The organism is Acidocella sp. C78 (genome assembly GCF_907164655.1).
In genome coordinates, this window is record NZ_CAJQZK010000004.1 from 111435 (window position 1) to 122274 (window position 10840).

At 66.5% G+C, this 10840-nt stretch carries 10 protein-coding genes; 9 read left to right on the top strand and 1 reads right to left on the bottom strand.

Going from position 1 to position 10840, the window contains the following annotated elements; translation table 11 throughout:
- Positions 1-119 precede the first annotated feature (119 nt).
- The 3 genes from bhcA (at position 120) to ACIDOCELLA78_RS000000101130 (ending at position 3580) form a co-directional block, all read left to right on the top strand.
- Positions 120-1310 carry an L-aspartate--glyoxylate aminotransferase BhcA gene (gene bhcA / locus ACIDOCELLA78_RS000000101120; protein WP_201728019.1) on the top strand — a complete coding sequence of 397 codons (1191 nt, stop codon included), beginning with the start codon at positions 120-122 and terminating at the stop codon, positions 1308-1310.
- 203 nt (positions 1311-1513) lie between these two features.
- The gene (locus ACIDOCELLA78_RS000000101125) at positions 1514-3265 is read left to right on the top strand and encodes a cytochrome c (protein WP_201728020.1); all 1752 of its coding nucleotides are present in this window, start codon (positions 1514-1516) and stop codon (positions 3263-3265) included.
- A 12-nt stretch (positions 3266-3277) separates the two neighbouring features.
- On the top strand, positions 3278-3580 hold the full coding sequence (locus ACIDOCELLA78_RS000000101130; RefSeq protein WP_201728021.1) for a high-potential iron-sulfur protein: 303 nt from the start codon (positions 3278-3280) through the stop codon (positions 3578-3580).
- 173 nt (positions 3581-3753) lie between these two features.
- Here ACIDOCELLA78_RS000000101130 and ACIDOCELLA78_RS000000101135 read toward each other — a convergent pair whose 3' ends face one another.
- Positions 3754-4344, bottom strand: coding sequence for a heme-binding protein (locus ACIDOCELLA78_RS000000101135; RefSeq protein WP_201728022.1), 591 nt, complete (start codon positions 4342-4344; stop codon positions 3754-3756).
- Between the two features lie 370 nt (positions 4345-4714).
- Here ACIDOCELLA78_RS000000101135 and ACIDOCELLA78_RS000000101140 point away from each other — a divergent pair, with 370 nt between their 5' ends.
- From ACIDOCELLA78_RS000000101140 to kdpC, 6 genes are all read left to right on the top strand, one after another.
- Positions 4715-5845 carry an outer membrane beta-barrel protein gene (locus ACIDOCELLA78_RS000000101140; protein ID WP_249675202.1) on the top strand — a complete coding sequence of 377 codons (1131 nt, stop codon included), beginning with the start codon at positions 4715-4717 and terminating at the stop codon, positions 5843-5845.
- A gap of 319 nt (positions 5846-6164) precedes the next feature.
- Complete coding sequence (gene kdpF / locus ACIDOCELLA78_RS000000101145; RefSeq protein WP_374223235.1) at positions 6165-6251, top strand: K(+)-transporting ATPase subunit F; 87 nt, start codon at positions 6165-6167, stop codon at positions 6249-6251.
- Between the two features lie 5 nt (positions 6252-6256).
- Entirely contained in the window at positions 6257-6397 is a 141-nt protein-coding gene (locus tag ACIDOCELLA78_RS000000101150) for a hypothetical protein (RefSeq protein WP_201728025.1), read from the top strand.
- 26 nt (positions 6398-6423) lie between these two features.
- The gene (kdpA, locus tag ACIDOCELLA78_RS000000101155) at positions 6424-8121 is read left to right on the top strand and encodes a potassium-transporting ATPase subunit KdpA (protein WP_201728026.1); all 1698 of its coding nucleotides are present in this window, start codon (positions 6424-6426) and stop codon (positions 8119-8121) included.
- An 11-nt stretch (positions 8122-8132) separates the two neighbouring features.
- Positions 8133-10169 (top strand): potassium-transporting ATPase subunit KdpB, encoded by a 2037-nt coding sequence (kdpB, locus tag ACIDOCELLA78_RS000000101160; protein ID WP_201728027.1) that lies wholly within the window; start codon positions 8133-8135, stop codon positions 10167-10169.
- A 15-nt stretch (positions 10170-10184) separates the two neighbouring features.
- A complete protein-coding gene (kdpC, locus tag ACIDOCELLA78_RS000000101165) occupies positions 10185-10784 on the top strand; it encodes a potassium-transporting ATPase subunit KdpC (RefSeq protein ID WP_201728028.1) in 600 nt (199 codons plus the stop codon).
- The last annotated feature ends 56 nt before the right edge of the window (positions 10785-10840 follow it).

Genomic DNA, 10840 nt, shown 5'->3' on the forward strand with positions numbered 1-10840 from the left:
CAAAATCATGATTCAAATCATTTTTCCGCCGAATTCCAGCTTTGAAAAATATTTTCAAAAAAATTGCGTGCCCCTGGCCGGAACCCTATAGTCCGCGCAACCGAAGAAGGATCCGCCCGATGAGTCTGCAGAACCCTGTCTTCATCCCGGGGCCGACGAACATTCCCGAAGTGATCCGAAAAGCCTGCGACATGCCGACCATGGATCACCGGTCGCAGGCTTTCGCGCCGATCCTCAGCGCGGCGCTCGCGGGTTGCCGCGGCGTGATGAAGGCGGAGCGCGCCGAGGTCTTCATCTTCCCCGCGACGGGAACCGGCGGCTGGGAAACCGCGATCTCCAACACGCTCAGCGCCGGTGACACCGTGCTCGCCGCCCGCAATGGCATGTTCAGCGACCGCTGGATCAAGATGTGCCGGCGCTTCGGCCTCGAGGTGATCCTGGTCGACGTGACTTGGGGCGAGGGGATTCCTCTCCCCCGCTTCGCCGAACTTCTGCACGAGGACAAGGCGCGCCGGATCAAGGCCGTGCTCGCCACCCACAACGAAACCGCGACCGGTGTGGTCTCCGACATCGCCGGCCTGCGCCGGGTGATGGACGCGGCCAGCCACGATGCGCTGCTCCTCGTCGATGGCGTCAGCTCGATCGGCTCGATGCCGTTCGAATTCGATGCCTGGCGCGTCGACGTCGCGGTCACCGGCTCGCAGAAAGGCTTCATGCTGCCCCCGGGCCTCGCCATCACCGCGTTCAGCGAGAAGGCCGTCGCCGCCAGCAGGAACGCGAAACTCCCTCGCAATTTCTTCAATATCGACGACATGCGCGCCACTAACGCCGCCAGCGGTTATCCCTACACGCCGCTGGTCGGGCTCCTGAACGGGCTCGCGCTGTCGAGCCGCATGCTGCTCGATGAAGGGCTCGACAACGTTTTCGCCCGCCACGCCAGGATCGCCAGCGGCGTGCGCGCCGCCGTCGCCGCCTGGGGCTTGTCGCCCTGCGCCGCATCACCCGAACTCTACTCGAATTCGGTTACCGCAATTCGCACCCCCGGCGGGTTCGACGCCGCGCGCATCGTCACCCACGCCGCCGAGCGTTACGGCATGGCGTTCGGCGCGGGGCTGGGCGATGTCGCCGGCCAGGTCTTCCGCATCGGCCATCTCGGCATGCTCACCGATGCGATGGCGCTCTCCGGCCTTGCTGTCGCTGAGATGTGCATGGCCGATCTCGGTCTCGACATCCGCCTCGGCGCCGGCGTCGCCGCTGCCCAGGCGCTCTACCGGCACGGCGGCGCGCAGATGAAGGAAGCCGCAGACTGACCCGAGGCGAAGGTCCAGACGGCCGGCAGGGGAGATGCCGGCTTCGGCTTTCATATAAAATGAACTGAATTCGTAACGAAAAATCGTGCAACGCTCGCGCGATCACGATTCTGTCAGATTTCGTGTGTTTTCCCCCGACTGACCGATCCTGCCGTTGAAACCGGGCTCCGCCGTCCCTCATGGACCATGAGGAGGATCTGCGCATGCCCGGAATGCCCCACACTCGGACGAGAATGATCCTTGGCGGTCTTGCCGCGTCACTGTCCCTCGCCGCGGCGTTGTGGGTCACCGCCAGCGCCGCCCCGCCCGCGGCGCAGGGGGCGGCCATGGCCGGTGTCACCACCTGGCCGGCGGCGGCAACGCATGTCGCGGCGGCGCCACGCCCCGGCATGGCGGGCGACGATCTGCCGCAGCCCGCCAATATGCCGAAAGATCCGAAACGGGCGGCGATGGTGCGCAAGGGCTTCTTTCTCGTCGTCGCCGGCGATTGCCTGCCTTGCCACAGCGTTGCGGGCGAGCCCCCCTTCGCCGGCGGCCGCGCGGTCGGCACGCCGTTCGGCACCGTCTTCTCCCCTAACATCACGCCGAGCAAACGGCACGGCATCGGCAAATGGACCGACCGCCAGTTCTGGCGCGCGATGCATGACGGCATCGAGCCCGGTAGTTCGCTCGTCGTGTTTCCGAAATACGAATACCCGGTGATGCCCTACACCGCCTATTCCAAGCTCAGCCATGCCGACGTGATGGCGATCAAGGCCTATCTCGACAGTCTCGCCCCCGCCGCGATTCCGGACCGGCCGGATACGATGGCCTTCCCGGCCAATCTGCGCGCTGGCCTGCTCGCCTGGCGGCTGATGTTCTTCCATCCGCATGAAATGAAATACCAGCCGGGCTGGAGCAGAAACGTTCGGCACGGCGCCTATCTCGTTCAGGCGCTCGAGCATTGCGGCGCGTGTCACACCCCGCGCAATATCGCGATGGCGACAATCCCCGCGCGCGATCTCGCCGGCGGCCACATCGTCGACCAGGGGTGGTATGCGCCAAACATCACCAACTCGAAATCGGACGGTCTCGGCGCATGGTCCGATCAGGCGATCCTCGCCTATCTGCGCGATGGCGGCGACATGCGCGAAGGCGCGCCATTCGGCAAGATGAAAACCGTGGTCGACGACAGTCTGAGCCGGCTGCCCAAACACGATGTCAGTGACATCATCGCCTATCTGCGCACGGTGCATCCGCAGAAAAGCGCGCCGGCAAAGCGGGTGATCGCCGCCTCCCTCGCGAGCGGGAAGCGCCTCTATCATGATGAATGCGCCCGCTGCCATGGTGATGATGGGCAGGGTGTCTCCGCCAACATTCCGAATCTCGCGCACAACCAGGCCGTCTGGAACGGTCCGGGCGACGATCTGGTCAGCATGGTCCTCGGCGGGTTCCAGCCCTGGCATCCGGGCCAGTCCTCCATGCCGCGCTTCGGCGCGATGCTCTCGGATGCGCAGATCGCGGCGATCGCCAATTATGTGCGAACCAGCTGGGGCAATCGCGGCGCGCCGGACGCCACGGCGAACACCGTCGCCGCGCTTCGCCCGCTCAGGACCGTCGAGGTCGATCTCGATACCGGCAGCATGACGGCCAGCCTGTCGCGCGGCCGCAAGGTCCGGCACTTTTCCGACATCCAGGGCCGCATCTGGATCGATGGTAACCGCACCGATTGCCGGATGACCGCGACGCTCTCCGCCGAATATGGCAGGCGGCCGGTGCGGCTCGCGGGCGCCTGCGCCGCGCAGGGCAACCGGCTGATCGGCCGTGCGACGATTGGCGGGGATACGCATCCGATGACCCTCGCACTGCGGCAGGTCTACCGCCATGACCGGCTGGTTGCCGTGGCCCTCACCGGCGGGCTCGGCGGCGGGCGCAATCTCTCGGCCCGGATCGCCCTGAGCACCACGAATTACTGACGGGAGCGCCGCATGATCCATTCAGCATCAACCCGCCGCCATGCCCTTCTCGCCGCCGCGGCGGGCCTTGCCGCCCTGGCCACGCGGGCGCGCGCGGCAGGGAGCGGTCCCGCGCCGGGTAGCCTGCGGGCCATGGTGCCCAGCGTGTCGAAAGCCGCTGTCGGATATGTCGACAGATCGCAACATGGCGAGGTCTGCGGCGCCTGCGTCTTGTTCAAGCCGCCAGAACAGGGTTCAACCGCGAGCCATTGCCACCTGGTCGCCGGCCCGATCAGCCCGGCCGGCTGGTGCGAAGCATGGATGAAGCGGGGCTAGTGTCCAGAATCTGAAATCCGATGGATTTCAGATTGAAAGTGGGCACTAGAGCGTCGTCCGCTCTGATGAGTCGGATATTGTGCTCTACCCCGGATCTCTCGCGCAACGCGCCGTGATGCTCCGCTCATCGGCAAGGCCGAACGAGTGCGAGGCGCGGCGGCTGGCCTGAAGCGCTATCGGTGCTCGACGGGAACGGCGACCTCGTTGCGGCGCAGCCAGGGCAGCGTCCAGGGCGGATCGTAGAACCAGGCGACGACGCTGCCCTCCGGCTGCCATGGTGAGTGAGCCAGTGTTGCGAGCAGCCTTTCGCTGTGGGCCGCGACCGAACCGGCGCCGGGGCTGCCGGAAAAACGCAGGACCGCCATCGTCTCGGCGGGAATCTCGACGAGCTGGACCGAGGGGTCATGCGGGCGCGGCGCGGTGGCCATCGTCATGCCGGCGGGCAGGAAGAAGCGGATGGTCCAGCGGCCATTGCTACCCTGCTGGGCGACCGGTGCTGTCATCGCGATCCGGCTGCCGCCGGCGCCAGCCTGCTCGACGGGGGCGGTCATCGCGATCTTCCCGCTGCCGCCGCCGGGCCTCGTGTTGGCGCCGAAAATGTAGGATGCGAGCTTGCGGAAGCCGGTGGAGCGGGAGCCGATCTCCCCGCCCTCGACGGTCGTTTCCGCCGCCAGCCGCGGCCCGTAGTTGCGAATCTGCACCGCGCCCACCCGTCCGGTGACGGTATAGCCGGGCTGCGGCGTGCCAGACCGGATTCCGAACACGGTACATCCTCCGAGAAGCAGGAGCGTGGGCAAAGCGGCGATCTTGCGCATCATCAGGAGGACATGGTGCGCCACCCCTGATCTGCAATCAATGGCGACGAAGTGCGATTTTTGTCAGCGATGGCGGGTTTTTCAATCCCCCGGATCGGATGATGCTCTGGCATCCTGTATCACGCGCACTGTATGTGCCATGCGAAAACCAAGCCTGCATGTCGGGACCAGGAAGAGATGCTGCCGACCTCTCCCGCGGTCTCTGCTTCGCCCGCCAATTCACGAAAGGTGACTGTCGCCCATGAGACCGATATCGAGAGTCCGGCATGCCGGTCGCCGGCCCGTCTGCGCACTGGCTGCCGCCTGTGGCGTGTCGATCATGACGGCACCCTTGGCCGCGGCAATGAGCTTGCCGGCACCGATGCATCTCGACGCCGGGCCACTGGGCACTCTCGAAGTTGCTGGCGGGGTCGATGGATACATGTATGCGCTGTCCGGTGCCGGCCGCGGCGCCGAGACCGGCCTGCTGGGCACTAGCAAGTCGACCGGCGCGGAGTTGATGAACGGCCTGATCAAGGTCGAAAAGCCCGACGGGCCTGTGCGTTTCACCCTCCAGGCCGGGGCGACGACGCCGTTCACGCTGGGGACGGCGCCAACACCGGCAACAGCGCAGGCATTCCCGACCGGGCCGCTCTATGCCGCCTACCTGACCCTCGCTCCGGTTCCTGGCTTCACGATTTCCGCTGGTCAGATCGGCTCCGTGGAAGGCTATGAATCCGCCATTGATTGGGAGAATGCGAACGTTCTGACGACGGACATCTTCTACGTCGAGAATGGCCAGAGCCTCGGTGTCACCGCGACCTACAATCGCGGCCCCTTCAGCGCCACCGCATCGCTCGGCGACGGGTTCAACACCGGCGTGTGGAATTTCCTTCAGGCGGATGTCAGCTATGCACCCGATGCTGCCAACAGCATCACGATATTCGGTGCGACCAATCTCGGCCGCACGGGGCCTCGCGCGCATGTCTACGGCTCCGCGACCACGCCCTATGCCGCATCCCATGTCGGGGCTGGCCCGCTGAGCGAATCGCCCCTCGTCAATTCGACAATGATCGGCGGGTTCTACTCATACACGTCGGGCAATCTGAACCTCGTGCCCGAACTGCAATATGTCTACGCGAAACCCGACCATCGGATCGGCCTGAACAGGGGTTCCAGCAATTTCGGCGCCGCCTTGTTCGCCGATTACCAGTTCGGCGCGTCGCCGTACTCGATCGGTGCCTGGGGCGAATATTTCGCCTCCAATGGCCCCGATCTCTGGTTCGCAAATCCGGGCTCGCGCGGGGTCGGCGTTTCGGTAACCCCGACTTGGCAAACCAGATATCTCTTCGCGCGCGCCGATCTCGGCTACCTGCACCTGACGAAAATCGGCGCCGGGCCGGCCTATGGCAGCAAAGGCACGGGTCGCAACCAGGTTACCGGCGTGATCGAGGCGGGTATCCTGTTCTGACTGCCACCGGCATGCGGCCGGGCAGGATGTTCGGCGGGGCGTGTACCCGTCGTCTCCGGTCCGGCTGGCGGCACCGCGCCCTCACGCTCATACGCCGCGCCGCATTTATACATTTTCTATACAAACTCGCCTGAATTCGGCCTCGAATCTTTACCGCCGCGCCGCCCATACTCCGAATTGCGTAATCGCCACACGACAAGGCCAATTCGGAGCCAGGCGCCATGACAGACCTTCTTTCCCTCTCGCTCGCCATCGCGCTGTTCGGCGCGCTTCTCCTCTACGTGAACGCCTGCGTGACGATCTGACGAAAGCCGCAGCGGTGATCGATCTGTGGGTCTCCGGCGTCGTCGCCATGCTGGTCCTCGTCTATCTCGTCTGGGCCTTGCTGCGACCTGAAGATTTCTGAACGCCATGGATGTCGCGGCGCACATCGCCGGCCTCGCCTCCGACGCCCTGATCTGCCTTGGCAGCGCCTGCGCCATCATCCTTGTCGTGCTGTGGATCTGGCAGGTGGTCCAACAGCTTCTCCACCGGCATTCGCCGGACCAGTAGCAATCCGGAACGGAATATCGCCCTCCATGACCTTGCACGGAATCGGGTTCATCGCCCTCGCGCTCGTTCTCGTCCTCGCTGCCGCCTTTCCGCTCGGCGCCTATCTGGCCCGCCTCTATCGCGGTGAGTGGCGCTTCTTCGCTGCAATCGAAGCGCCGGTCTATCGCCTCTGCGGGATCGATCCCACCCGCCAGATGGCCTGGAGCGCCTATGCCGTGGGCCTGTTGCTGCTCGCCCTGGTCCACGTCCTGCTGCTCTACGCGATCCTCCGGCTCCAGGATTACCTGCCCTTCAACCCCGAACATATCGGGGGCATGAGCCCCAGGCTCGCCTTCAACACGGCGATATCCTTCGCCACCAACACAAACTGGCAGGCCTACGCGCCCGAGAGCCAGATTTCCTATGGCGCGCAGATGTTCGGTCTTGCCGTGCACAACTTCCTCTCCGCGGCCGCCGGCCTCGCCGCGGCGGGCGCGCTCATGCGGGCCTTCGCCAGTGGCGGTATTCGCACGCTCGGTAATCTCTATGTCGATCTCGTCAGGATCACCCTCTATCTCCTGCTGCCGCTCGCCGTCATCGCCGCGATCCTGCTGATCGCTTCCGGCGTGCCGATGACGCTCGCCCCCGCTGCCCATGTCCATGCCCTCGCCGGCGGCATTCAGACCATTTCCCGCGGGCCGGTCGCGCTGCAGGAGGCGATCAAGGAACTGGGCACCAACGGCGGCGGGTTCTTCAACGCCAACGCGGCGCATCCGTTCGAAAACCCGACCGCCTGGACCAACCTTCTGGAAATCTGGCTGATCCTGGTCATCGGCTTCGCGCTGCCGATCGCCTTCGGCCATGTGGCGGGGCGCAAGCGCGACGGGCGGGCCCTGTTTGCGGCGATGGCGGTGATCCTCGCCTGCGGCATGCTGGGCGCCTATGCCGCGGAGGCGGCGAACAATCCCATCCTCGTCCATGCCGGGCTCGCGGCGCATCCCGGCAACATGGTGGGCAAGGAGGCGCGCTTCGGCATCGCGCAGTCCACCACGTTCAACATCGCGGCAACCGGAACCTCGACCGGCGCGGTCAATTCGGTAACAGACAGTTATCTGCCGCTCGGCGGGCTGGCCGCGCTCTTCATGATGCAGCTGGGCGAGATCGCGCCCGGCGGCGTCGGCTCGGGGCTCTATGGCATCGTGCTCTTCGCGCTGCTCGCCGTGTTCGTCGCCGGGTTGATGGTCGGCCGGACGCCGGAATATCTCGGCAAGAAGATCGAGGCGCGGGAGATGAAACTCGCGATGCTCGCGGTTCTGGTGCAGACCCTGGTCATCCTCGTCGGTGCCGGCGTCTCGCTGTTGAGCCCTTCGGGCCTCGCCTCGCTCGCCAATGCCGGGCCGCACGGTCTCTCCGAAATGCTCTATGGCTGGACTTCGGCCACCGAAAATAACGGCAGCGCCTTTGCCGGCCTCTCGGCGAACACGGCGCTGCTCGATTACGGGCTGGGCATCGCCATGCTGCTCGGCCGGTTCGCGGTGATGATCCCTGTGCTCGCAATCGCCGGATCACTCGGCGCCAAGCCGAGCCTGCCGCATTCCGAGGGCACCTTCCCGACCGATGGCCCGCTGTTCATCGGCCTGCTGATCGGCGTCATCGTCATCCTGGTCGGGCTGCAATTCATGCCGGTGGACCTGCTCGGCCCGATCGTCGAGCATTACCTCCTGCTCGCCGGCAAGACCTTCTGAGGAGCGCCGCCATGCCCCGCAACGTCGAGACGATCGGGCTGTTCGATCGCGATATCCTGCTCCGCGCACTGCGCGATGCCCTCGCCAAGACCAACCCGCGGACACTCTGCCGCAATCCGGTCATCTTCGTCACCGAGATCATCGCCCTGCTGACGACATCCGTCGGTATCCACGAAATGGTTTCAGGCCATAGCTGGGCATTCTCCATCGTCATCGCGGCCTGGCTGTGGATCACGGTGCTGTTCGCCACCTTCGCCGAGGCCGTCGCGGAAGGGCGCGGACGAGTGCGGGCAGAGAGCCTGCGGCGGGCGCGCAGCGACACGATGGCGAAGCGGCTCGACGATCCGGCGGACCGCGCCGCGTTCACCCTGGTCCCGGCGCCGCAGTTGCGGCGGGATGATCTCGTGCTCGTCGAGGCCGGAGACCTCGTCCCCGCCGATGGCGACATCGTCGAAGGCATCGCCAGCGTCAACGAAAGTGCCGTGACCGGCGAATCCGCCCCCGTCATCCGCGAGGCGGGCGGCGACCGCTCGGCGGTGACGGGCGGCACCGAGCTGGTGTCGGACTGGCTGGTCGTCCGCGTCACCGCCGAGCCGGGTTCGAGCTTTCTCGACCGGATGATCGCCCTGGTCGAGGGCGCGGCGCGGCGCAAGACGCCGAACGAGATCGCGCTCGACATCCTGCTCGCCGGCCTGACCATCGTGTTCGTGATCGTGGTGGTCACGCTGCCCGGCTTCGCGTCCTATTCACACGCGCGGCTCGGCATCGCCGAGCTTGCCGCGCTGTTCGTCTGCCTGATCCCGACCACGATCGGCGGGCTGCTTTCTGCCATCGGCATCGCCGGGATGGACCGGCTGGTGAGCTTCAACGTCATCGCCACCTCCGGCCGTGCCGTCGAGGCCTCCGGCGATGTCGACACGCTGCTGCTCGACAAGACGGGCACGATCACCTTCGGCAACCGCATGGCCTCGTCCTTCCATCCGGTGCCGGGCGTGGATGTGCGGCGCATGGCCGAGGCGGCCGCCTGCGCCTCGCTCGGCGACGAAACGCCGGAGGGGCGGTCGATCCTGCGGCTGGCGCGGGAGGAATTCGGCGCCGATCCGACGCTGCCAGAGGGGGCGGTCGTTGTGCCGTTCAGCGCGAATACACGGCTTTCCGGTCTCGATGCCGGCGAGCGGCGCTGGCGCAAGGGGGCGGTCGACGCCATCGTCGCGCTTGCCGGCGGCGCCGCGCCGGAGGCGTTCGGCGCGGCGGTGGACCGCATCGCGCGGGCCGGCGGCACGCCGCTCGGCCTGATGGCGGACGGCGCGCTGCTCGGCGTCATCGAGCTGAAGGATATCGTCAAGCCGGGAATCCGGGAGCGGTTCGAGGCGCTGCGGCGCATCGGCATCCGCACCGTCATGGTCACCGGCGATAACCGGGTGACAGCGAGCGTGATCGCCGCCGAGGCCGGCGTGGACGACGTGATCGCGCAGGCGACGCCGGAGGACAAGCTCGGCTACATCCGCGCGGCGCAGGCCGAGGGGCGGCTGGTCGCGATGTGCGGCGATGGCACGAACGACGCGCCGGCCCTGGCGCAGGCCGATGTCGGCGTCGCGATGCAGACCGGCACGCAGGCGGCACGCGAGGCGGGCAACATGGTCGATCTCGACAGCGACCCGACCAAGCTGATCGAGATCGTGCAGATCGGCAAGCAGCTGCTGATCACCCGCGGCGCGCTCACCACCTTTTCCATCGCCAACGACATCGCGAAATATTTCGCGATCCTGCCGGCGATTTTCGCCGCCAGCTACCCGCAGCTCGGCGCGCTCAACATCATGGGCCTGGCCTCGCCGGAAAGCGCCATTCTCTCGGCGGTAATCTTCAATGCGCTGGTCATCGTCGTGCTGGTGCCGCTGGCGCTGCGCGGCGTCGCCTTCCGGCCGATGGGGGCGGCGGCGCTGCTGCGGCGCAACCTGCTGATCTACGGGCTTGGCGGCATCGTCACACCGTTCGTCGGGATCAAGCTGGTCGACATGATCCTCGCCAGTTTCCACATCTTCAGCTGATCGAGCGAGGCCGTCATGTTGCGCGAACTCCGCCCCGTGGTTTCCCTTGTCATCGTGTTCACCCTGCTGCTCGGGCTGGTAGCACCGCTGGCGCTCACCGCGCTGGCGCAGCTCGTCTTTCCCTTCGAGGCGAATGGCAGCCTGATCCGGGTTCACGGAAAGCCGGTCGGCTCGGCGCTGATCGGGCAGGAGTTCCGCGGGCCGCAATGGTTCCACTCGCGCCCCTCGGCGCTGACCGGAACCAATGCGAAGGGCCAGACCATACCCACGCCCTATGACGCGGCGGAATCCGGCGGTTCCGATCTTGGGCCGACCAGCAAGGTGCTCATCTCCCATGTCGCCGCACGGATCGAAGCCTATCGCAAGGCCTATGGTCCAGGGCCGGTGCCGGACGATGCGGCGACATCGTCGGGGTCGGGGCTCGATCCGGACATCTCGCTGGCGAACGCGCTGCGGCAGGTGCGGGCGGTGGCCAAGGCGCGGGGAATGAAAGCGGCGGCGGTCGCGCGCCTGGTGCGCCGCCTCGCGGCGCGGCCGGCCTTCGGCGTGATCGGCACCGCGCATGTCGACGTGCTGCGGCTCAACCTCGCCCTCGTGAAACGGCCGCAAGCGTGACGCCGGAGAGCCGCGTCATGGGGCTTGCGCGCTTGCCGGGGATGGCGTGATCATCC